The 22,461-nt window shown below is 69.9% G+C and carries 19 protein-coding genes; 6 read left to right on the top strand and 13 right to left on the bottom strand.

Translation table 11 applies throughout. The annotated features are described in order from the left end of the window. Positions 1–304 precede the first annotated feature (304 nt). The gene (locus tag FHX52_RS14780) at positions 305–1,648 is read right to left on the bottom strand and encodes an ISL3 family transposase (RefSeq protein WP_425460111.1); all 1,344 of its coding nucleotides are present in this window, start codon (positions 1,646–1,648) and stop codon (positions 305–307) included. A 427-nt stretch (positions 1,649–2,075) separates the two neighbouring features. Here FHX52_RS14780 and FHX52_RS14775 point away from each other — a divergent pair, with 427 nt between their 5' ends. The 4 genes from FHX52_RS14775 (at position 2,076) to FHX52_RS14760 (ending at position 6,967) form a co-directional block, all read left to right on the top strand. Further along, a complete protein-coding gene (locus FHX52_RS14775; protein WP_141823100.1) occupies positions 2,076–3,299 on the top strand; it encodes an alpha-hydroxy acid oxidase in 1,224 nt (407 codons plus the stop codon). An 8-nt stretch (positions 3,300–3,307) separates the two neighbouring features. Beyond that, the gene (locus FHX52_RS14770) at positions 3,308–4,315 is read left to right on the top strand and encodes an acetamidase/formamidase family protein (RefSeq protein ID WP_141823099.1); all 1,008 of its coding nucleotides are present in this window, start codon (positions 3,308–3,310) and stop codon (positions 4,313–4,315) included. A gap of 52 nt (positions 4,316–4,367) precedes the next feature. Beyond that, complete coding sequence (locus tag FHX52_RS14765; RefSeq protein WP_141823098.1) at positions 4,368–5,126, top strand: SDR family NAD(P)-dependent oxidoreductase; 759 nt, start codon at positions 4,368–4,370, stop codon at positions 5,124–5,126. A gap of 623 nt (positions 5,127–5,749) precedes the next feature. Continuing rightward, positions 5,750–6,967 carry a globin domain-containing protein gene (locus tag FHX52_RS14760; protein WP_141823097.1) on the top strand — a complete coding sequence of 406 codons (1,218 nt, stop codon included), beginning with the start codon at positions 5,750–5,752 and terminating at the stop codon, positions 6,965–6,967. Between the two features lie 259 nt (positions 6,968–7,226). Here FHX52_RS14760 and FHX52_RS14755 read toward each other — a convergent pair whose 3' ends face one another. Further along, positions 7,227–7,931 carry an alpha/beta fold hydrolase gene (locus tag FHX52_RS14755; RefSeq protein WP_141823096.1) on the bottom strand — a complete coding sequence of 235 codons (705 nt, stop codon included), beginning with the start codon at positions 7,929–7,931 and terminating at the stop codon, positions 7,227–7,229. A gap of 475 nt (positions 7,932–8,406) precedes the next feature. On the opposite strand from FHX52_RS14755, the gene FHX52_RS14750 reads away from it, so the two are divergent. Then, positions 8,407–8,937: a hypothetical protein gene (locus FHX52_RS14750; RefSeq protein ID WP_141823095.1), complete on the top strand. Its 531-nt coding sequence runs from the start codon at positions 8,407–8,409 to the stop codon at positions 8,935–8,937. A 118-nt stretch (positions 8,938–9,055) separates the two neighbouring features. Here the strand turns inward: FHX52_RS14750 and FHX52_RS14745 are convergent, their stop codons facing one another. The 10 genes from FHX52_RS14745 to FHX52_RS14700 form a co-directional block, all read right to left on the bottom strand. Further along, positions 9,056–9,916 (bottom strand): gamma-glutamyl-gamma-aminobutyrate hydrolase family protein, encoded by an 861-nt coding sequence (locus FHX52_RS14745; RefSeq protein ID WP_221630613.1) that lies wholly within the window; start codon positions 9,914–9,916, stop codon positions 9,056–9,058. Next, the gene (locus FHX52_RS14740; protein ID WP_141823094.1) at positions 9,913–11,442 is read right to left on the bottom strand and encodes an aldehyde dehydrogenase; all 1,530 of its coding nucleotides are present in this window, start codon (positions 11,440–11,442) and stop codon (positions 9,913–9,915) included. Before FHX52_RS14740 ends, FHX52_RS14745 begins: the two co-directional genes overlap by 4 nt. Continuing rightward, a complete protein-coding gene (locus tag FHX52_RS14735) occupies positions 11,439–12,158 on the bottom strand; it encodes a gamma-glutamyl-gamma-aminobutyrate hydrolase family protein (RefSeq protein WP_141823093.1) in 720 nt (239 codons plus the stop codon). The genes FHX52_RS14740 and FHX52_RS14735 overlap by 4 nt, the downstream gene beginning before the upstream one ends. Next, positions 12,155–12,964 carry an ABC transporter substrate-binding protein gene (locus FHX52_RS14730; RefSeq protein ID WP_221630612.1) on the bottom strand — a complete coding sequence of 270 codons (810 nt, stop codon included), beginning with the start codon at positions 12,962–12,964 and terminating at the stop codon, positions 12,155–12,157. Before FHX52_RS14730 ends, FHX52_RS14735 begins: the two co-directional genes overlap by 4 nt. After that, entirely contained in the window at positions 12,961–14,346 is a 1,386-nt protein-coding gene (locus FHX52_RS14725; RefSeq protein ID WP_141823091.1) for a glutamine synthetase family protein, read from the bottom strand. The genes FHX52_RS14730 and FHX52_RS14725 overlap by 4 nt, the downstream gene beginning before the upstream one ends. A 51-nt stretch (positions 14,347–14,397) precedes the next feature. Then, the gene (locus FHX52_RS14720) at positions 14,398–15,705 is read right to left on the bottom strand and encodes an NAD(P)/FAD-dependent oxidoreductase (RefSeq protein WP_141823090.1); all 1,308 of its coding nucleotides are present in this window, start codon (positions 15,703–15,705) and stop codon (positions 14,398–14,400) included. 1 nt (position 15,706) lies between these two features. After that, positions 15,707–15,895 carry a ferredoxin gene (locus FHX52_RS14715; RefSeq protein ID WP_141823089.1) on the bottom strand — a complete coding sequence of 63 codons (189 nt, stop codon included), beginning with the start codon at positions 15,893–15,895 and terminating at the stop codon, positions 15,707–15,709. Between the two features lie 58 nt (positions 15,896–15,953). After that, a complete protein-coding gene (locus FHX52_RS14710; protein WP_141823088.1) occupies positions 15,954–17,165 on the bottom strand; it encodes a cytochrome P450 in 1,212 nt (403 codons plus the stop codon). Between the two features lie 141 nt (positions 17,166–17,306). After that, the gene (locus FHX52_RS14705; RefSeq protein ID WP_141823087.1) at positions 17,307–18,056 is read right to left on the bottom strand and encodes a PDC sensor domain-containing protein; all 750 of its coding nucleotides are present in this window, start codon (positions 18,054–18,056) and stop codon (positions 17,307–17,309) included. Then, positions 18,053–18,817, bottom strand: coding sequence for a FadR/GntR family transcriptional regulator (locus FHX52_RS14700; RefSeq protein WP_141823086.1), 765 nt, complete (start codon positions 18,815–18,817; stop codon positions 18,053–18,055). The genes FHX52_RS14705 and FHX52_RS14700 overlap by 4 nt, the downstream gene beginning before the upstream one ends. Before the next feature lie 326 nt (positions 18,818–19,143). Between FHX52_RS14700 and FHX52_RS14695 the strand changes: the two genes are divergently transcribed. Next, positions 19,144–20,670, top strand: coding sequence for an APC family permease (locus tag FHX52_RS14695; RefSeq protein WP_141823085.1), 1,527 nt, complete (start codon positions 19,144–19,146; stop codon positions 20,668–20,670). A 47-nt stretch (positions 20,671–20,717) separates the two neighbouring features. Here the strand turns inward: FHX52_RS14695 and FHX52_RS14690 are convergent, their stop codons facing one another. Beyond that, entirely contained in the window at positions 20,718–22,310 is a 1,593-nt protein-coding gene (locus FHX52_RS14690) for a PucR family transcriptional regulator (protein WP_141823084.1), read from the bottom strand. Positions 22,311–22,461 lie beyond the last annotated feature (151 nt).

The raw sequence follows: 22,461 nt of genomic DNA, 5'->3' as shown, positions 1-22,461 counted from the left end.
TGGCTGCGACTCCGGACCACCGTTGGTCCGAGCGCATCTATCTGTCCGTTCGGCAAGAGTCCAGCGACGGGTCGCCAAGCGGCCGCACACGAGTGCGGTGTCCGTCCGGTCCGCCCTCTCGCGGACTTCAAGCCGCCCTCACGCACCTGAGTCGCCTGTAGGAGGATGACGGCACAGCTTGGTCATCAATCGGTCATGCAGGACCAGGGACCGAGCAAGGGCGCCTCAACGTCGCCAGCCGGCGGGTGTATCTGACCTTCGTTCCTGAGGGCCCTTTGTAGGCTCATGGGACCTGGGTGTGGGGTCATGGGATCAGCCCTCCTCCGATGAGGAGCATCCGTAGCCGGTAGTTGTGCCTGTTGCGAAAGCCTCGCGCGATCCGGCGGTGCAGCTCGATCAGACCGTTGATCGCCTCGGTCCCACCGTTGCTGGAACGGGCGGTGTCGAAATAGGCGAGGAACTCGGCCCGCCACCTGCGCAGGGTCCGCCCAAGTCGGGCGATCTCCGGGATCGGGCAGGACGGGAAGGAGTCGATGACCTTGAGCGCGATCTTCTTGCCGGCGGCCAGGTCCTTGGCGGTGTACGCGGAGCGCAGCTGGTGGACGGCCTGCCACGCGATGTGGACCTCGTCGTGGCGTTCGTCGGCGGCGAACGCGGCCTCGATCCGGGCGCGCTGCTTCTCGGACAGGTGCTGGAGTCCGAGGCGCAGGATGTTGCGGATGCCGTACAGCGGGTCGCCCTTGCGGCCGCGGTGTCCGTGGATCGCCTGCTGCACGCGGCGGCGGATCTCGTCGAGGGCCTGCCCGCCGAGCTTGACGACGTGGAACGCGTCAAGGACGGACGCGGCCTCGTCGAGCTGGTCGTCGATGGCGTTCTTGTACCCGTGGAACGGGTCCAGGGTGGCGACCTGCACGCCGGCGCGGAAGGCGTCGCCGCGTTCGATCAGCCAGTTGCGGTACACCGTCCCGGACCGGCCGGGCACGAGGTCGAGCAGCCGCGCACGGACGATCAGCTTGTCGGGGTCCTTCGGGTCCGGGTGGCGGGTCAGGTCGACCATCCCGGTCAGCTCCTTCGGTCCGCGCTTGAGCGGGGACACGTGGTGCCACACGTGCTCGTCGACGCCGAGGGTGGCCACGCCGTCGAACCGGGCCGGGTCCGCGTCCAGGGCTTCGAGCAGCGGCCGGATGGAGCGCCACACCGTCTTCCACGAGCAGCCGAGCTGGCGGGCGACGCCAGCGACCGAGGCGTGCTCGCGGCGGATCTGCTCGATCGCCCACCAGCACGCCCGAACCGTCAACAACCCCCGCGGCCGGGCCACGGTCTCGTCCTGTTCGACGAACGTTCCAGTCGCACAGACTGGTTCGGCACAGGACCATCGGCGCTTGACCCAGCGCAGCCGGACCGGCCGCTCGAAACAGGGCAGGTCCACCAGCTCCACGGTGACCCGCCCGTGCGCGTAAGCGACGACCCCGCAGCCAGGGCAGCCCATCGGCGCCGGTGCCGACTCGACCATCACCACCAAGCCGGCGTCGTCCTGTTCGACCGAGGTCACGTGCAGACACTCGAGGCCCACCAGCAGGTCACAGCTGTCGCAATACGACGGGGACGGATGGCAGCGCGCGGCAGCGCACGCCGTAGGCTCGCTCATGTCGAGGTCCTTCGGAACGGTTGCTTGGTCGCTACCAATCCTGAAGGGCCTCGACCCCTATCCAGGCCTCACTGGAGTCCGGCGCGCCGTGCTCACCCCACACTCAGGTCCCATGAGCCCCTTTGTAACAAAAAGAAATGCGGAGGAGCCGGGGCGATGCAAGGCCGCGACTCGGCTTGGCCGCGGCATGCGCCAAAGTCATGCCTTTGTTGCACGGCTCGTTGCACGGCCAACCCCAAACGGCGTTTGACCTGCGGTGATGCGCGTGGCTGAAAATCGGAAGGTCGGCGGTTCGACCCCGCCTCTGGCCACAATCTATTGCTGCGGTTCACATGCCCCGTGTCCGGACGTGAGTCCGCCGGCTTCCGCATGTGGCTTCGTCCCGAGCCGTCTTCCTCTGCTGGGGACGGTCGTGTAGAACTCGAAGATGACCGCCCGACATCGGCCGCACTGGTCCGACTTGCAGCCGATCCTCCATCCGAGGAAGGCGCCGCTCAACCCGACCGATCGGCGGCTGGCTAAGACAGCGTCCATAGCGGACTTGCGGCGGTTAGCGCGGAGACGGGCACCCCGAGCCGTCTTTGACTACACCGATGGCGGCGCCGGTGACGAGATCGCGATGCTGCGCTCGCGAGAGGCTTACGCCCGGATCGAGTTCCGACCCCACGTCCTTCAAGACGTGTCCGAGGTGGAGGCCGCGACGGTCATCCTCGGGCGACCCGCCGCCGCGCCCATCGTGTTCGCCCCGACGGGCTTCACCCGAATGATGCACACCGAGGGTGAGGGCGCCGTCGCCCGGGTGGCCGCCCGGACAGGCATCCCCTATGCCCTGTCCACGATGGGCACGACCTCGATCGAGTCGCTCGCCGACGTGGCTCCGGAGGGTCGACGCTGGTTCCAGCTCTACCTGTGGCGCGACCGCGAGGCGAGTCGGGACTTCGTGGCGCGGGCCCACGAGTCCGGCTACGAGGCGCTCGTCCTCACCGTCGACACGCCCGTCGCCGGCCCGCGCCTACGCGACGTGCGCAACGGCCTGACGATCCCGCCGTCGCTGTCGCTCAGCACTTTCGTGGACGGCGCCTTGCACCCGGCCTGGTGGTTCGATCTGCTGACCACGGAGCCGCTCGAGTTCGCCTCGCTCAACCGCTTCGAGGGCACCGTGGCCGAGCTCGTCGGCCGGCTCTTCGACCCCGCCGCGACGATCGCCGACCTCGTCTGGCTCCGCTCGATCTGGGACGGGCCACTCGTGGTCAAGGGCATCCTGACCGTCGAGGATGCGCGGGCCGTCGTCGATGCAGGTGCCGACGCGGTCGTCGTGTCGAACCACGGTGGACGACAACTCGACCGCTCTGCCACACCCCTCGAGGTGCTCCCCGCGGTCGTTGAGGCGGTCGGCGACAGAGCAGAGGTCTACGTCGACGGCGGCGTCATGTCGGGCAGCGACGTCGTCGCGGCCGTGGCCCAGGGAGCCCGGGCTGTACTGGTGGGGCGGGCGTATCTCTACGGCCTCATGGCCGGCGGCGAGCGGGGGGTGCAACGAGCCGCCGACATCCTCCTGCGCGAGGTGTCAGCCACCCTTGCCCTGCTCGGTGTCACCCGCGTCGACGACCTACGGCACGAGCACGTGCGGATCCGCAAGGACGCGAGGTAGTTTCGACCATGGACGTCATCGAGTACACGCCTTCGCGCGACCAGTACGCCTACACGTTCGGTGGAGCCGCACCGGCCATGCGCGTCAGGCCCGGCACAGCCCTGCGGCTATGGTCCGACGACGCCTTCGGCGGGGCCCTGCGCAGCATCGACGACCTCTCGAGCGCCAAGGTCGACCTACGCTTCGTCAACCCGCAGACCGGGCCCTTCTACGTCGAAGGGGCGGAGCCCGGGGACACGCTCGTGCTCCACCTCGTCGCCCTCGAGCCGGCCCGCAACTGGGGCGCATCGGCGGCGATCCCGTTCTTCGGCGGAATGACGAGTACCGACCGGGTCGTCACCCTGCAGGATCCCCTGCCCGACACGACGTGGATCTATGAGCTTGACCGGGACCGCCGCACCGTCGCTTTCGCAGCGCGGCACAGTGACCACCGCATCGAGCTCCCGCTCGAGCCGATGCTCGGGACCGTCGGGGTCGCGCCCGCCGGAGGAGAGGTCCGCTCGTCGCTGGTCCCCGAGCGATTCGGTGGCAACATGGACACCCCGCAGATGCGAGCCGGGTCGACGGTCTTTCTCGGCGTCAACGTCGAGGGCGCGCTCTTCTCGATTGGTGACGGCCACTACAGACAGGGCGAGGGTGAGGCCTGCGGGACGGCCGTGGAAGGCGCGATGACGACGACCCTCATCGTGGACCTCGTCAAAGGCGGAGCGCCCACATGGCCCCGGATCGAGGACGACACCCACTGGATGACAGTCGGATCAAGCCGGCCGATGGAGGACTCCTGGCGAATCGCGAACGCCGAGCTCGTCCACTGGGTCGCCGAGCTCCAGGGCCTGCACACCATGGATGCGTACCAGCTCTGCTCCCAGATCGCGGAGGTGCCCGTCGCCAACGTCGTCGACGCCAGCTACAGCGTCGTCGTCAAGGCGGCCAAGGCGCTGCTCCCGTCCGCCGACGCGTTCGGCGGGATCCATGCAGACCTGCGTGCACGGGCTCGTGAGCTCGGCACGGTCTGATCGTCTCCGATACCGCGTCACCCACCTCACCACCTCGCGAAAGGCCTGTCCCATGGATCTGCAGTTGACCGAGAAGCGCGTCCTTGTGACCGGAGGTACCCGCGGCATCGGCTTTGCCATCGTTGAGGCCTTCCTCGACGAGGGCGCCATCGTCGGCTACTGCGCCCGGGATGCCGACTCGGTCACGAAGACCCAGGAGGCGCTGGCCGGCCGAGGCCGGGCCGTCGGGTCGGTCGTCGACGTCGGCGACGGTGAGGCGCTCGCCGCCTGGGTGGAGAGTTCCGCCGCGGCGTTCGGCGGCATCGACTGCGTCGTGGCCAACGTCAGCGCGCTCGCCATACCTGACACCGAGGAGAACTGGCAGCAGAGCCTGAACGTGGATCTCATGCACACGGTACGTCTCGCGCGCGCCGCCATGCCGCACCTCGAACGTAGCGACGCACCGTCGATCATTGCCATCTCCAGTGTGTCGGGTCGTGAGTCAGACTTCGCCTCTGGCCCCTATGGCACCGCCAAGACCGCGATCGTCGGCTACATCCACGGCCTGGCGATGCAGCTGGCCGACAAGGGAATCCGCGCAAACACCGTCTCTCCTGGCAACACCTACTTCGAGGGCGGGGTCTGGGCAAGCATCGAGACCGGTGACCCGGGGCTCTTCGAGACGGCCATGAGCCTCAACCCGACCGGCCACATGGGCACTCCAAGAGAGGTCGCGGCGCCGGTCGTGTTCTTGGCCAGTCCGGTGGCCAGCCGGATCAGCGGCACGAACCTTGTCGTCGACGGTGCGCTGACCCGCGGGATCCAACTCTAGGCCCCCGCAACACGTCGGGTCCTGCACCCGAACGGCATACGGCCGGCTGAGCACGTGGGCGCCTGGAAGGCGTCCGGGGTCCGTCCAACGCCGAGAGCCGGTGACGTTGGCCGTCGCGCCATGGCTGTCGAACAGAGGCCGAAGGAGTCCCGTGGCCAGGCCACCGAAGTGCATCGTGTTGCCCTGCGTGGGGGGCACACTGCTGCCGCCGTGGAGGCGCATTGGCGGAGAGTCCTGCCCGCAGGAGACAGCCTCTGGTTTCTCGCCGTCAGAGCTTTCATGGTCGGGACGGGGCCGAGCCTGACCGGCACCTCCTGTGGCACCGCATCTTTCGGGCGCTAGGCCCTGGGCTCAAGGGCTGATTTCGTCGCGTCACGCGCTCGTCGCTGACATCTCGAGCGCCCTTACGCCCCTCGCCTCGTCCGCAGCGAACTCCGAAAGTGTGGTCGGGCAAATGCGGTTCGCAAGCCTACCGTCGCGGAAGGACGGGCAACCCACCCGCCGGGTTGACCCAACAGGACACCGGTCCGGGGCGGCGGTAACGTGCGACGGGACTGGTAAGGGTTCGCACGCGAGGACGCGTGTCAGCCCAGTCACTGCCCGCGAGGACACAGGAGGCTTCCATGCTTTCGGAGACGTCGGCTCAGGTCATTCGGGATACGTTGCCCGCGGTGGGCGCGGCGATCGGGGAGATCACGCCGCTGTTTTACCAGAAGATGTTCAGCGCTCATCCGGAGCTGATCCGCGACCTGTTCAACAGGGGCAACCAGGCACAAGGGGATCAGCCGCTCGCATTGGCCGGGTCCATCGCCGCCTACGCGACGATGCAGGTCACCAACAACCCCCACCCGACCGACCAGCTCCTGTCACGCATCGCGCACAAGCACGCGTCGCTGGGCGTCACCAAGGAGCAGTACAAGATCGTCCACGAGCACCTCTTTGCGGCGATCGTGCAAGTCCTGGGCGACGCAGTCACACCTGAGGTTGCCGCGGCGTGGGACGAGCTGTACTGGCAGATGGCCGACGACCTCATCCACATCGAGCAGGGTCTGTACTCTAACGCCGGGGTCGGACCCGGCGCGGTGTGGCGCGAGGCCGTGGTCGCGAGCAGGAGGCAGGAGTCGCCTGACACCGTCGCGTTCAGCCTCGCCGCGCTCGAGGGCTCCAGCCTTCCCGCCGCCAAGCCGGGACAGTACATCTCCGTAGTCGTGCCCCTGCCCGACGCCGCGAACCAGATCCGCCAGTACAGCCTGACTCGGGGCCGGGCGGACGACTGGGCGATCAGCGTGAAGGCCATCCCGGCCACCGTCGCCGAGGACGGCACCGAGGTCCCGGAAGGGGAGGTATCGAACTTCCTTCACCGCAACGTGTTCGAGGGCGACCAACTGCGCGTCTCACTGCCCTTCGGCGACCTGGTCCTCGATGACGGCCACGACCCGTTGCTCTTGGTGTCGGCGGGTATCGGCTGCACCCCGATCATCGGGATGCTGCACTACCTGACCCACACCTCGTCAGACCGGGCTGTGACGGTACTGCACGCGGACCGGTCACCGGCCAAGCAGGCCCACCGTCGCGAGCTGACCGACCTGGTCGCCGCCCTTCCGGGAGCCGCGCTCCGCCACTGGTACGAGGACCTCGGTGTGCGCATTGCCACCGACGAGACGATGCCAGGTCGGATCGAACTACGGAAGATCGAGGTGGTGCCCGGCACGCAAGCGTACCTGTGCGGCCCGCTGCCGTTCATGGACAAGGTCCGCTCCGAACTGCTCGACCGGGGGCTCCCTGAAGCCAACATCCACTACGAGGTCTTCGGACCGGACAAGTGGCTCGCCGGCCTGTGACCGGCAACACGACGATCGCGCAATGAGGCATGGGGAAGTCCACCGTTGGACGGACAGCACCAGCCCCGGGCCTCGATGGCCCCAGCGTGCTACCGCCGCGAAGCGGCCGTGTCCTTCGGCCGCCTATCGCCGCGACGAGGTCGTTCCAACCGTTTGCTGAATCTGCCATGAGCAAGCTCGTGGCTGGAATTGCTGGAGCGACACGATCCTGTATGCGATGCCTTGGACCGGCGCACACCTGTCGCGAAGTCGACCCCGGTCAGGTGCTTCTCGGCGGGAACCCGTCCAGGATGGCTCGGCTGACAGGCTCGGCAGCGCGGAAGATCGTGAAGTGGTCACACTCGAGAACACGAGTCTCCTGGACGAGCGCGGCCACCCGTTCGAGGTCACCCGGCCCGTGCTGGTCGTCGAGCCTTCCGAGGACGACAGTCGTCGGGATCGACGCCCAGGCCGCTGCCGGCTGGGGGTCCGACATAGACAGCCTGGACACCGGACGCCGCGGGTGGCGCCGAAGGTAGTCCCGCACCTCGACCGAGAAGGTCGTGCCCGCCTCCTCGTTCAGCCACCAGTCGTTGTTCAGCACGAACGTGCCATCCGCGAATCTGATCAGGTCAGGATCCTCGTCGATCCAGTCGGTGAACCCCACCTCACGAACCACGCCGGGCACAGCGCTGACATAGACCAGCCGCACCACCGAGGACTCACCATCGGCAGCGACACTGACCACGGTGCCGCCGTAGGACCAGCCCGCCACGACCACAGGAGGAAGCGCACTTCTGATCGCTGCCCTGACTTCTTCGGCATCCTCGAGCAGGCCGGCCCTCGGGGCACGGTGTGACGGAAGATCGGGCGCGACAACGACAGCCCCAGCGTCTTGAACGCGCTCGCGCACCCACCTCCAGTCTTCAGGGTCACCCCACAACCCATGGACCAGCACGGCAGTGCCGAGTGTTGACGTGCCCATGCTGAAATGTAGAGCGCTCTGGCCTGGTAGATGTCCGGATCCACCGCAACCGAACTCGAAGAACCCATCGACACGGGCCTCCTGATCGAGTGACTACGCCTGGAGCCGTACACGTCGGTGAGGGCCTGCCGGGAGGCTGAGGAGTTGGCCGCGACGTCTCCAGGGTGGGGCGGCCACTTCTCAAGGTCGTCCCCACGCAATGGGTTCGTCGAGACGAGGGCCGCGAAGCGGCAGTGTCCTACCGCCGCCAGCCCCCATGTGAGCCTTGGCGTCCCAGAGTGGCAGGTAAGGCGTCTGGCCATGGAAACGGGGGGCGCAGCTGCCGCTGGTTCCGATGCCGTGACCAGTTTCGCCCCAGCACGCTCGACTCCCCTCGAGCGCGGGCGGCACGGATGGTTCAGAATGCCCGTGGCCGGCAACGCCGGATCGGGTGTCGCTGCGGTCACCCGGCGGTGCCGCGTGACAGGGGAGATGAATGACTAACAGGGACGTCCTCGACATGCGCCAGCAGCCGGGGTCTGCCGCGAAGTCCGACACACGCAGGGCTGTCGGGATCGTCGCTGCAGGGCTGGCGATGGCAGGCGTCGTCCTGTTCGCGGGAGTGCACGCGCTGGCGCCGGAGGCCGGCTCGCGCAGCGCGGCGGCTGCTCCGGCGAGCACGTCCACGCCAACCGTGACGCCCCCGGCCGCTCCAAGTACGCCCACGGCGACGTTGGCGACCGAGGGCGGGTTCCCCGGAGACGCGGAGCAGCAGTCCTTCTACCTGTGGGCGGCCACGCACCGGGTTGGGTCGCTGAACCTGCCGGGCCTGGACCCCGGGGGTCCGCTGCTGACCGAGGTCGCGACTGGCTACTGCCACCTGCTGTCGGAGGCACCGAGCGGTTCCGGGAAGTCCGTCACCGCGGTCATCCGCCGCGAGACGGGAGCGTCATGGACTGAGTCGCGTGAGCTGCTCGAGCGCTCCGTCGCGGCCTTCTGCCCGCAGAAGTACCGCCACCTCTTGTAGCGCGCGATGAGTATCGCCACGACGGTGGCGAGCCGAAGTATGAGCTCGGTGACAACGTGCCCGTTGTCCACGGGCGACCCTTCGGCCGCCGGTGGTCACTGCGAACATGCTCTCTTGGTCAGCGGCCCGATCGACCGTGATCCGCTGCTCGGTGGACCAACGGCGAGCCAATTGCCGACCATGACCCGCACCCCTTCGCAGCGGCCTCGACGAATGCCCTGAAGATTCCCAGCCGATCGTGGTCCGGGCCGTTCGGGTCCTCGGGGTGCCACTGCAGCGCGAGGATCCACCGCTCACGGTGCTCGATGCCCTCGACGATGCCGTCATCCGCCCGTGCGCACACGACGAACCCGTCGGCGACACGGTCGATCGCCTGGTGATGTCCCGACCGCACGGCCAGCCGCTCACTCTGCACCAGCGACGCGAGACGCGTGCCCTCCACCACGGTGACAGCCTCGTCGACGAACATCGGCTCCCCCGGCCCGCCCCGGTGGAGCCGGTAGTCCTCGATGTCGGGGATCACCGAGCCGCCGCCGGCGACATTCACCAGCTGGGCGCCACGACAGATCGCGAGCACCGGCCGACCGGCCGCCACGACGGCCCGTAGCGCGTCGATCGTGTTGTGGTCGGCGCGCAGGTCGACGCCGTACGAGTTGGGGATCGTTGCGTCGTAACAGCCGTAGAGCGACCCGTCCACGTCGCCGCCGCCGAGCACGAGCAGCCCGTCGAGATCGGCGACCGCCGAGCTCGACGCCAGCGCAGACGAGGTGTCGAAGAGTTCGAACGCCGCCCCGAGCTCCACGAGCGTCGCGAGCGCCGTGCCCGTGAACGCACGGACGAGATCCGCAACCGGCTCTGTCATGTCAGGGAAGTTCAGCGACACGACCACGGCGATCCGCGCCACCGGCCGCTCGGGCCGAGCCCCCGGATCCACCTCGTCAAACCGCACGAGCGGAGCAGCCCCAGCACGCACCGTCACAGCTTGATCCACGTCGTCTTGAGCTGCGTGTACTTCTCCATCGCGTGCAGCGACTTGTCGCGCCCGAAGCCGGACTGCTTGTAGCCACCGAACGGGACGGTCATGTCGCTGTCGTCGTAGCAGTTGACCCACACCGTCCCGGCGCGCACCCTCCTGGCCATCGTGTGCGCGGTCGAGAGGTCCGTGGTCCAGACCGCCGCGGCCAGGCCGAACTCCGTGCCGTTGGCCAGGGCCACAGCCTCCTCCGGGGTGTCGAAGGTCAGCACCGACAGCACCGGCCCGAAGACCTCCTCGCGTGCCACGGTCATCGACGGCTCGACCTCGAGGACGGTGGGCTCGACGTAGTAGCCACCCGTCTCGCGCAGCACCTGCCGCCCGCCGGCAAGCGTTGTCGCGCCCTCGGCCTCGGCGCCGGCGATGAAGCCCAGCACCCGCTCGAGGTGCACGTCCTCGACGAGAGCCCCGAGCGTGCTCCGGGGGTCGAGCGGGTCGCCGACGACCTCATGCCGCGAGGCCGCCACGACCCGCTCGACGAGCTCGTGGCGGATCGACCGGTGCACGAGCAGACGCGAGCCCGCCGAGCAGCTCTCCCCCATGTTGAAGAAGATGCCGCTCGCCACCTGCGCCGCGACGTGGTCGAGGTCGGGTGCGTCCGGCATGACGATGTGCGGCGACTTGCCCCCGAGCTCGAGGGACACCGGCTTGATGTTGGACTCGGCGGCATACGTCATGAAGCGCCGGCCGACCGAGCCGCTCCCCGTGAAGGTGACCGCGTCGACGTCCATGTGCCGGCCCAGTGCCTGGCCGGCGGTGGGGCCGAAGCCCGGGACGACGTTGAGGACGCCGTCGGGCAGCCCCGCCTCGGTGGCGAGCTCCGCGAGGCGCAGGGCGGTCAGCGGAGACTGCTCGGCAGGCTTGAGCACCATGGTGTTTCCGACGGCGAGCGCCGGCGCGACCTTCCACGCCGCCATCATCAGCGGGTAGTTCCACGGCACCACCGCACCGACGACCCCGATCGGCTCGCGAGTCACGAGCGCCAGCCGGTCGTATGCCGTGGGGGCCACTTCGTCGTAGTGCTTGTCGACCGCTTCGGCGTAGAAGTCGAGCGCCTGGACGGTGACGCGGATGTCGACCGCGACGGCGTCGGTGAAGGGCTTGCCCATGTCGATGCTCTCGAGCAGGGCAAGCTCCTCGGCGTGCTCCTCGACGAGCCGCGCGAGCCGCTGGAGCACCTTGCGACGCTCGCGCGGGTGCTGCTGGGACCAGACGCCTGAGTCGAAAGCCCGCCGCGCCGCCGCGACCGCGCGGTCGATGTCGGCAGCATCGCCCTCGGCGACGTGACCGATCACCTGCCCGTTGCGCGGGGACACCCGGGCGAAGGTCCGTCCCGAGGTCGCGTCGACGTGGGCGCCGTCGATGAACAGCCGGCTCGGGATGGTCAGTGAGGAGGCCCTCTGCTCGAGCTCGTCGCGCCGGGCGCTCTCGGGGGTCAGCGCAGGCGCGTCGGTGGTCGTCGTGGTCGTCATTGGATCGGTCCCTTTCGTCGGGCGGCACGTTCGACGAGGTCGGCGAAGAGCGCCGCGTCGGAGTGTGAGGTCAGGTGGCGGTCCTCGGGATGCCACTGGACGGCGATGACGTCGGCAGACTCGTGCTCCACGGCTTCGACGACACCGTCACCGGCGACAGCCGTCACCGTGAGGCCGCGGCCGAGCTGGGCAATCGCCTGGTGGTGGTACGAGGACACGTCGATGGAGTCGGCGTCGACGATCTTGGCGAGCCGGCTGCCGGCGACGACGTCGACGAGGTGCACGGCGTTGCCGTGCGGCACCGTCGTCTCGGTGAGGTGCTGCTCGAGGGTGCCCCCGCAGACGACGTTGAGCACCTGGAGGCCGCGGCAGATCGCGAGCGTGGGGATCCCTGAGGCGAGGTACGACCGGGTCACTGCGATGTCGAGGTCGTCCTGGAAGTCAACAACCGCAGCGGTTTTCGGGTGCGCCTCCTGGCCGTAGCGGCCAGGACCGAGGTCAGCCCCGCCCGGCACGAGGAGGCCGTCGAACCGGGCCAGCCGCGCGGTGAGCCCGGCATCCGGACCCGACGCCGAGCCATGGAGGATCACCGGCTCGCCGCCGGCGGCATACACCGCCTCGCAGATCGCCTCGGCGGCGAGCGTGGCGCTGAAGCGCAGGATGGGCACCGAGTCGGCCCGACGGCCGACCACCGCGATGAGCGGGCGCACCGTCACCTCGCCTCGATCGGCGTGGGCGCAACGGAAGCCGCAGACGCAGCCTCGGCCGCCTCGACACCCCGCCCGTCCTCCGCGGCGAAGGGGAAGTCGAGCGTCGGCAGCCACTGCTCCCAGGCGGCCCGATGGCGCCCGTCCGCGATCACCCGCCCGAGCGCGGCGTCGATCGCTCCGCGCAGTTCGGCGCGCTCCTTGGAGACCCCGATCCCCCAGCGGTTGCCCGTCCGGACGGTGAAGGCCACCTCGAAGCGGGGGTCGGAGTCCCCGAGCGGGACGAAGACGACGTCGTCGTCGACGACGGCGTCGATCTCCCCGGCAGCGAGCGCTGCCAGCATGTCGGCGTAGACGTCGTCCGAGCCGCCGCCGAAGGCCACCGGCTCGGCCCCGTCGAAGGTCTGCGCCAGCGCCATGTTCGTGCTCGCCGCGATGGCCGCCACGCGGCGCCCGCGGAGGTCCTCCGGCGCGACGATCGGGGCACCCCGGCGCACGAGCACGCTCTCGTGGAACACGGCATACGGGCGGGTGAAGTCGACCTGGGAGGCACGCAGGGGGGTGATCCCCTGCCCGCAGAGGACCGCATCGGCTCCGCCTGCCTGGACGACGGGGAGCAGGTCGGCCCAGGCGACGACGACCCACTCGAGGGGACGTCCGAGCTCAGCGGCGACGAGCTCGGCGACAGCGGGCTCGAAGCCCTCGCGGCGCCCGGTCGCCGGGTCGCGCAGCCCGAAGAGCGGCGGCGCGTCCGAGTCGATGCAGACGAGCCGGAGCGGCTCGGCACGCTCGGCAACTGCGGTGGTCGCGGTCACGGCACGTCCTCCCAGTAGGTGTCCTTCTCCCAGTCGGTGACGTAGCCGCAGAAGCGCGCCCACTCGTCACTGCGGTAGTCGACGAGGAGATCGGCGAGCTCGGGGCCGAGGGCCTTGCGCAGCACCTCGTCGGTGCGGAAGGCAGCGATGGCCTCACCGAGGTTGAGCGGGAGGGGCGCGAACCGCGCGTCCTGGGAGGAGTCGTAGCTCGACCCGATCGTCGGGGCACCGGGGTCGAGCTCGTTGGTCAGCCCGTCGTCGATGGCGGCGAGCAGGACCGCGTGCGACAGGTAGGGGTTCACGGCCGCGTCGGGCAGCTTGTACTCAAGCCGGCCGTTGGCCGAGAGGCGCACCGTGCACGTCTTGTTGTCGAGGCCCCAGTTGATCTGCGACGGGGCGAACTGGCCGGCGTCCCAGTAGCGCTTGTAGGAGTTGACGGTCGAACCCATGACGAGCATCGCCGAGGCCGAGTGGGCGAGGACGCCGCCGAGCGCCGCCTTGCCCTCGTCGCTGAGGTGCAGCTCGGTCACGCCCGGCGTCTCGAGGACGTTGACGCCGTCGCGCCAGAGGCTGAAGTTGTGGTGGCACCCGTTGCCCATCATCCCGGTGGCCGGCTTGGGCATGAAGCTCGCCTCGATGCCGAGCTCGCGGGCGACCTGCTTGCAGATCTGGCGGTAGGTCGTGAGTCGGTCGGCCGTGAGGTCGGCGTGGTCGTACATCCAGTTCAGCTCGAACTGGCCCTCGTCCTCGTAGTCGCCCTCGACCATGTCGAGGCCCAGCGCCTGGGCGTAGCCGATGACCTTCTGGTAGATCGCGCGACCCTTCTCGAGGTGCTCGATGTGGTACGCCGGGCTGGAGCCCGGACGGAAGGTCGCCGTGAGGCCCGGGCCCCGCCACGTCATCTCCGGCTCGGTGCCGGTGCGCAGCTCGAGGCCCGTCCGGGCGGTGAAGTCGGCGTGCATCCGCTTCAGCAGGCCGCGCGAGTCGCTGACGAACGGCGCACCCGCACCCTCGGCCAAGTGGTCCGGCTCGTAGAGGCGACAGAACACACGGGCCACGGAGGTGTCCCACGGCAGGACGGCGAAGGTGTCGAGGTCGGCCATCGCGGTGTACTCGGGGGCGTGCACCCCGCCACCGAGCAGGAGTCCCTCGCGCGTCGACTGGAGGTTGGCGATCGCGGTCCGGTGCTGCTGGATGCCCTTGGTGGCAAGACGCGCGAAATGCCTTGCAGGCACGACCTTTCCGACGACGCGTCCGGTGATCGTGACGGACTGGAAGTAGACGAACTCGACGCCACGGTCGGTCATCGTCGACAGGATCTGGGGCAGCAGCTCGCTCGAGGCGTTCGCCTCGCGGTGCTGGTCGAGCGGGGTGGTGGGCATGGCAGGACCTTTCGGGGGCAGTCGAGTGGTTCGAGGAGAGAGGCGAGCTGGTCAGGCGGGGATCGCGACCGCGGGGACGCGGGCGACGAAGTCGTCGCGCAGCTCGCGCTGGCGTGCCGGTGGGAGGTTGACGGCGATGGTCCCGACGTGGGCGCCGAGACGGTGGTAGGTGACGAGGACGCCGTCGGCGAGGCGGTCGACATCGCCCTCGACGAGACGGGCCTCGTCGGCAAGACCGGGCGAGCCGAAGCTCTGCAGACGCAGGTCGTGCTGGTCGCTCCAGAACGACGGGATCGGTGCGAAGGGCGCCGGGTCCACGGCGGAGCCGGTCAGCTCGGCCAGCAGGGTCGTCGCGGCGCGCCTGGCCGTGTCCGTGGGGATCGACCAGTGCTCCACCCGTCGGGGCACGTCGTCGAAGAGCGGGTTGGGGAACCGCGCGACGTCCCCGACCGCGACGACGCCCTCGGCCCCGACGACCCGCAGGTCGTTGTCGGCGAGGACGCCGTCGCGCAGGTCGAGATCGTTGCCGGCCAGCCACCCGGTGTTGCAGACGGACCCCACCGACTCGACGACGAGATCGGCTGGCAGCACTCGGCCGTCGGCCAGGAGCAGCCCCCCGACCCGTCCCGGCGCTGCCGCCCCGTCGGTGTATGCCGCCGGGCTCGCTCCCAGGACGAAGCGCACTCCCGCACGCTCGTGGTGGCGCTGGACCGCTCCCGCGAGGTCCGCGCCGAGGACGCGTTCCATCGGTGCGCCGAAGGGTTCGACGACGGTGACGTCGCACCCCCTCTTGACGAGGGTCGCCGCGGTCTCGCAGCCGATGAAGCCGGCACCGACGACGACGACCGACGGGCGCCGGCCGGCCGTCGACGCCTCGTTGAGTCCGGTGAGCTCGGTGAGTCCGGTGAACCCGGTGAGCGTGGCGAGCTCGGTCCGCAGGCCGACGCAGTCGTCGAGCGTGCGGATCGAGTGTCGGCCCTGCTCGGGCCCGGGCAGGTCGAGGCGCCGCGGCCGCAGCCCGGTGGCGACGACCAGCCCGTCGTAGGGCACGACCTCTCCGGACTCCAGCCGCAGTTCCCGCCGAGCGAGGTCCGAGCCGACCACGGGGACGCCGAGCACGAAGTCGACGTCGGCGGTCGACGCCTTGCGGCGGAACTCCACGCGGCCGTGCAGCCGCGCCGGGTCGTTGTCTCCCGGGTCGGCGAGGACCTCCTTCGACAGCGGCGGCCGGTTGTAGGGCAGATGGCGCTCGTCGCCGATGACGGTGACCCGGCCCTCGAAGCCACGGGCGCGCAGCTGCTCGGCGGCCCGGAGCCCTCCGAGCGAGGCGCCCACGACGACGACGTGCGGGGTGCTCACGTCAGCCCTCGATGAGGATGGCCTGGACGGGGCAGACGTCCGCGGCCTCCTCGACCTCGGCGCGACGGGCCTCGTCGGCGATCTCCTCGTACTCGAGCTTGCCCTCGTCGGTCATCCGGAACACGGCGGGCGCGGCGATCGCGCACTGCCCGTGGTCCTGGCAGAGGTTGAGGTCGACGATGATCTTCATGGTGGAGACGTCCTTCTCTGAGAGGTGAGGCCTGTGGTCTGGGGCCCGTGGGGCGAGGTCAGGCGCCGGGTGTGAAGTCGATCGGCAGGGTCATCGGCCCGGTGTTGCCCGAGTCGGGCAGCCAGGTCGACCCGCCGGCCGGGCGAGGGTCGCGGAGGCGGCGGGCCAGCAGCGGCAGCGCCTCGCTCATGTCGGACCGGGCGACGAAGTGCCCGAGGCAGTGGTGCGCGCCGCCACCGAAGCCGAAGTGCGGCTTGCGGTCGGCCGTGAGGTCGAAGGACGGCTCGCCGAAGACGCGCGGGTCGGTGCCGGCAGACTCGCTGAAGAGGTGGACGGTGGTGCCGGCCGCGATGTCCAGACCCTCGAAGGTGAAGTCCTCCAAGGCTTCTCGCGTGACCCAGCGCACCGTCGGGTTGACCCGCATGACCTCCTCGACCGCCTTGCCGCCGAGCTCGGGGCGCTCGGCGAGCAGCCGCCACTGGTCGGGGTGGTTCATGAAGCTCTGCATCGCGAGGCCGAGCTGGTTGCGGGTCGTGTCGTAGCCGCCGAAGATCAGCAGCACCAACCCGTCGCGCAGCTCCCGGTCGCTCAGGGTGTCGCTGTCGCGGCTCGCCTGGACGAGGGCGCTGACGAAGTCGTCCCCCGGGTTGGCGCGGCGGTCCTCGATGAGGGCGTCGGCATAGGCGTAGAGGCGCTCGAGCGCTCCCTCGATCGTCGGCAGCTCGGACTGGATCGTGACGCCCATCGCGAGCCCGATGTTGGTTGCCTCACGGGCGATGATCGGCCACTCGTCCTCGGGCAGCCCGAGCATGATGGCGATGACGCGGGCGGCATACGGCTCGGCGAACTCGCCCATGAACTCACAGTGCCCGGGGCGCTCGAAGGCGTCGACGAGCTCGGCCGCGAGGGCCTGGAAGCGGGGCACGAGACCGCCGATGAGCTTGGGCGAGAAGGCAGGGTTCATGAGGCGGCGCAGCCGGTGGTGCTCCTCCCCCTCCTTGTTGAGGATCCAGCTGGCCCACCACTGCGCGAACGGGCCCTCGGTCACCCCGTTGTGGGCCGGCCACTGCACGCTGCCCTGGCGCAGCTTGGGGTGCTTGAGCAGGCGGCTCACCTCGTCGTAGCGCAGGACGGCGATGCCGTAGTTCGTCGTGGCGTACCAGCTGCGCTCCCTCGCGGCGTGGACCTCGTCGGAGGTGATCGAGAAGCCGGGGTCGGTGACGTCGAAGGACGGAACAGTCGGGTGGTCGAGCTGCGAGGCGATGGTCATGTGCCCTCCTTGAGTGGGGTGGGACACAAATACTCTAGAACTAGAGTATTGTTGTCAAGAGGTTGCCCACCACGTATGCCGGAGGGTGCCGGCGCGCAGGCACGTCGACTCACGCCCCGAGCGGGGCGGCATACGGCAGGCTCACTCCGGAGCGGCCACCGCCACCGACCAGTCGCTGTCGAGGCCGACGGGCACCACCGCAAGGAAGCCGGCAGTGCCACCGGTGCCATCGGGAGCGGGCGCGACCCGCAGCTTGGAGCCGACCACCCAGCGGGGCGTGTTCGCGGCGAGGACCCGCCGCTCCCCCGTGACGACGAGGGCGTCGAGACCAACCGTGCGCAGCAGACCGGTCAGGCGACGCTCCATCTCGGTCACCGACAGGTCGGCGCCGGCGATGCCGATGAAGCGGTCCGAGCGCACGGGCACCGCGCCGGTGAAGACGTAGTGCCCGGACCCGGAGTAGTCGACGTAGGGGCCGTAGAGAACGGGCCGACTGGACTCCGCGGCGACCTTGTACCAGTCCATCTCGTGGTAGTCGTAGACGTCGACGCTGTCCGGCTCGAAGTTGAGGCGCAGGCGGGCGAAGCCGTCGCCGCGGCGCTGCCACCAGAGGATGTAGCGGTCCTGGCCGTTCACGGCTCCCGGCGCGCCGACGAAGCCGACGCCGACGGCGACCTCCTCCATGAGCCCGTGGGCCGCGAAGAACCCCGGGAGGTCGACGAGGTCGGACTCCAACACGGCCCGCCCCTCGGCGTCAGCCCTCCGGAAGGCCTCGAGGATCTCGTCGCGCAGCGCTTCGAGCCCCGCGTGGACGGGCGCCAGGAGTGCGCGGACCTCCGACCCGATGCGCTCGGCGTCGCTGCGGGCCGTCTTCGCCTGGGTGTCGCTCATCGCGCACTCCCTTCTGGTTCGGTGAGGTCGAGGTGCAGGCGGATGAGCCGGCGCAGTCGCAAGGCGACGTCCTGCTCGGCCAGCGAGGCTGCCGTCGCCTCGTCCTCGTCCGCGATCGCCTTGGCGAGGCCGTGGTGGCGCTCGACGACGGAGTCGACGGACAGCTCCTCACCGGCGGGGATCCACAGCATCTCGGCCACCTCGGCCTGGAGCAGGACCTGGCGGCGGGTGAGCCGCTCCGACTGGGCAGCCATGGCCACCTCGATGTTGAAGCGGCTGTCGGCCCGGACCCGGTCGCGGACCGTCGTCGCCTTGTGCAGCTGCTCGGCGAGGGCGAAGAGACGCCGGACGTTGGTCGGTGACGCCCGCCCGGCCGCCAGCCTCGAGGCGTGGACGTGGATGGCCGACACCTCGTCGCCCAGGTCGCGCAGCTGGGTGACGCTCATCGCCCGCAGCCGCGGCAGGATCTCGTCGGGGTCCGGGCCGGCCGGGCGCCGCACGAACGAGCCGCCGCTCCGCCCTCGTCTGGTCACGACGAGTCGACGCTCGCGCAGCTGGGCCAGGGCCTCTCGCAGCGTCATCGGCGAGACACCGAACTGGTTCGCGAGCTCGATCTCGGTCGGCAGCTGCTCGCCGTCACCGAGGAGCCCGAGCAGGATCGCCTCCTCGAGCCGCTGGGCGACCTCGTCAGCCCGGCCGCGGTAGGAGGAGCGCCCGAGCATGGGTGCCAGCGGTCCTGGGTCAGCGATGTCGTTGGCCATGGTTCCGATCCGGTGACAGGGCGTTGCGGTGCAGATGCGAGGACGTTGCGCGGGCGATGCAGGAGCGCTAACGGGGCGATACAGGGGCGCGCCTCACGATACGACCCGTCCGCCCGGCCCGAGAGCGCCTGCTCAACTTATTCGGCCGAATCCCTTGTGCCAATACCTCTGGTCTTGTAGTTTTTCGCTCCATCCCCTCCGAGCCCGTTCGACGCTCGACGCGCGACGGCGCTCGCCCTCCCGGTGGCCGACATCCCCGACCCACGGTTTCTTGATCGCGCACGGCCTCGCAGCCCGGCGCCCCGACCCTTCATGGGAGCACGTTGATGAGTGATATCAGCACCGCGGAGCAGGAGTACCTGCACCACCCCGACCACGACGCCCACCATCTCTCGACGCTGGGCTACGCGTCCGAGTTCAAGCGGGAGATGAGCCCCTGGGCCAACTTCTCCCTCGGCTTCACCTACCTCTCGCCCGTCGTCGGTGTCTACACCGTCTTCGCCTTCGCCCTGGCCACCGGCGGCCCGCCGATGATCTGGAGCTTCCTCATCGTCGGCGCGGGCCAGTTCCTCGTCGCGCTCGTCTTCAGCGAGGTCGTCGCCCAGTATCCCGTCGCGGGTGGCGTCTACCCGTGGGCCCGGCGCCTCTGGGGACGCAAGTATGCGTGGATGACCGGCTGGGTCTATCTCGTCGCCTTGCTCGTGACGATTGCCTCGGTCGTCTACGGGGCCGGCCCCTACATGGCGAGCGCCTTCGGCTTCGAGGCGACGACGAACACGACGATCGCCTGCGCCCTCGTGCTGCTCGCCCTCGCGACGATCATCAACTTCCTCGGCACGCGGGTCCTCGCGATGGCGGCGATGATCGGCTTCACGGCGGAGATCCTCGGGGCGCTCTTCGTCGGCATCTGGCTGCTCGTCTTCCACCGCGAGCACAACCTCGGCGTCATCTTCGACTCCTTCGGAGCCGGCGGCGACACGAACTACCTCTGGGCCTTCGCCGCAGCTGCCCTCATCGGCATCTACCAGTACTACGGCTTCGAGGCCTGCGGCGACGTCGCCGAGGAGGTCCCCGACCCGGGCCGTCTCATCCCCAAGGCCATGCGCCGCACCATCTACATCGGCGGCGCCGCCGCCACCTTCGTCTGCCTTGCCCTCGTGCTGTCGGTGGGCGACATCCCCGCCGTCATCGCCGGCACGGACACCGACCCCGTCGGCAACGTCCTCACCCAGGCCTTCGGCACGACCGGCTCACGGGTCATCCTCATGATCGTCCTGCTGTCCTTCCTCTCCTGCGCGATGAGCCTGCAGGCCGCGGCGAGCCGGCTCGCGTACTCCTACGGACGCGACGACATGATCGTCGGCGCGAGCCTGCTGCGGAAGTTCTCGCCCTCGCGAGCCGTGCCGCCCTACGCCCTGCTCGTCGCCGCGATCGTGCCGGCGGTGATCGTCCTCGGCTCGACGTTCTCGACCGACGCGATCACGAAGATCGTCAGCTTCGCGGCACTCGGCATCTACATCGGGTTCCAGATGGTCGTCCTCGCCGCCTTGCGCGCCCGGCTCAAGGGCTGGGTCCCGAGCGGCAAGTACCGCCTCGGGAAGTGGGGCCTGCCGGTCAACATCGCGGCCCTCGCCTACGGGGTCATCGCGATCGTCAACATGGCGTGGCCGCGCACGCCCGACGCGGCGTGGTACGACAACTGGATCGTGGCCCTCTCGGCCTTCGTCGTCATCGCCGTCGGCCTCGTCTACATGGCGGTCCACCGCACGGCCGGCCGGAGCACTGCCCCCTACGACGACGCGATCCCGAAGCCCGCTGCGGCCCCGGCCACGGAGAGCGTCCCCAGCGCCTGAGCACCTGTTCACCACGTCCTGACGGCCGTCCCCTCGAGGGGCGGCCGTCAGGCGTGTCGGGGTGTGGGGGCACCCGTGGTCGCGAGCGCCAGCGACAGCACGAGCCTGTTGCCGGGAACGTCGAGCGACAGCCCCGTCAGCGACTCGACCTTGGCGATCCTGTTGCGCAGGGTGTGCCGGTGCACCCCGAGAGCGCGCGACGCCCGCTCCCACGAGCCCTCGTGGTCGAGGTATGCCGTGAGCGTCCTCACGAGGTCCTGCTCGGTCGCCGCGGGGTCGGCGATCAGACGGTCGAGGCTCGGTCGGGTGAGCTCGCCCAGCCGCAGCCGGAGCTCTGGGTCGGCGAGGACACCTTCGAGCGCCAGCTCCTGCGACCGACCCACCTGGCTACCGGCGGCGCGAGCAGCCCCGGCCGCGCGACAAGCCGACGCCAGTGCGTCTGCGGCGCACTCCGGCGACACCGGGGCGCTCACCCCGACGACGCCGCTCGCGAACCGGCCCGTGAGGTTCCTCGTCACCGCGTCGACCGCCGGGTCCGCCGCCTTCGCAGGGACGGCCACGACCACGCCCCCGTCACGTCTCACCGCGAGGTGGGGGATGCCCGCGAGCCACGCCGAGACAGCGGCGACCTGCGAGGGCTCAGGCGAGGTCCCACGCGATCCGGGGCGCGACGATGTGGTCACGCTCGCGACCGCGTCGCCCCCGGGCGACGGGGCCAGCCCGTCGACGAAGAGCACGACGAGCTCCTCCTCCGGGGCGAACCCGACGCGTGCGAGCACCCCGGTGACGCCGGCGGCTCCCGGCGAGTCGAGCACGAGATCCAGCGCGGCAGCCCTCAGCTCGGCCCGTGCGTCCTCGAGCTCCGTCGGCTCGTCGAGGTCGAGGGTCGCCACCGAGATCGCGTGGTTGAGCACGATGCGTGACTCCGGCACCGACCGGTCCAGCCCGCGCACCGCGAGCCAGCCCTCCCGCCTCACGCGACCGGCGAGGGCATGGAGCTCGAGCCCCGGCTCGTCCGGCACGTCGAGCAGCAGGGTCCTGGCGGGATGGACCTTCGAGCTCACGGCCCTGCGCACTGGTGTAACGAGCGCGTTCGCGCCCGGCGACCGGGCGATGAGCCCGCCCGCGTCGTCGACCACGACGACCGCGGCATCGAGCGCTTTGGCCAGCGCTCTCACCAGGCCGGGCATCCCCTCGCGCAAGGTGGTCCGCGTGAGGGACTGCTGGAGCCGGACGACCCGCTGCAACGCTCGCTCACGCTCGTCGGCCAGCCGCTCGGCAACGGCCTGCGTGATCGCGATGAACGGCGTCGGCAGCGGCACCTCGAGCAGAGCGAGGCCCGCGGCCGCGCACCGGTCGACCACGCCCCGGGGCACCTCGGCCCACCGGATCCCCACCCCGAAGGCCAGCCCCGCCGCGCCGTGGGCCACCAGCCGGTCGACGTATGCCGCCTGCTCGGCCACGCTCCGCGGCATACGCAGCCCGGTGGTCAGGATGAGCTCGCCGCCGGCGAGCCAGGGCGAGGGATCGACGAGCTCGATGGCGTGAGCCCACTCGACGTCGATGCCGGCCGAGGACCCCGCAAGGAGGCGCAGGCCGAGGGCGGGCCGGCCGAGGAGCCACTCGAGCGGGACGGGCATGCCTGCTCCGGAGGTTGGACGAAGTGGATAACAAGTTCATCGTAGTCTCGCCATTTCGTCCATGGGCGACGCGACGTGGAGTTCCTACCATCGACGACAGAGCCGCTGCCGCTGCAACGACCGTGACGACGACTCCTGCAGCCCCTGCCGC

It is taken from the genome of Humibacillus xanthopallidus, assembly GCF_006717145.1.
In the GTDB taxonomy this organism is placed as follows: domain Bacteria; phylum Actinomycetota; class Actinomycetes; order Actinomycetales; family Dermatophilaceae; genus Humibacillus; species Humibacillus xanthopallidus.
Note: the sequence above shows the minus strand (reverse complement) of the source record. Positions and strands in the feature narration are given on the sequence as shown.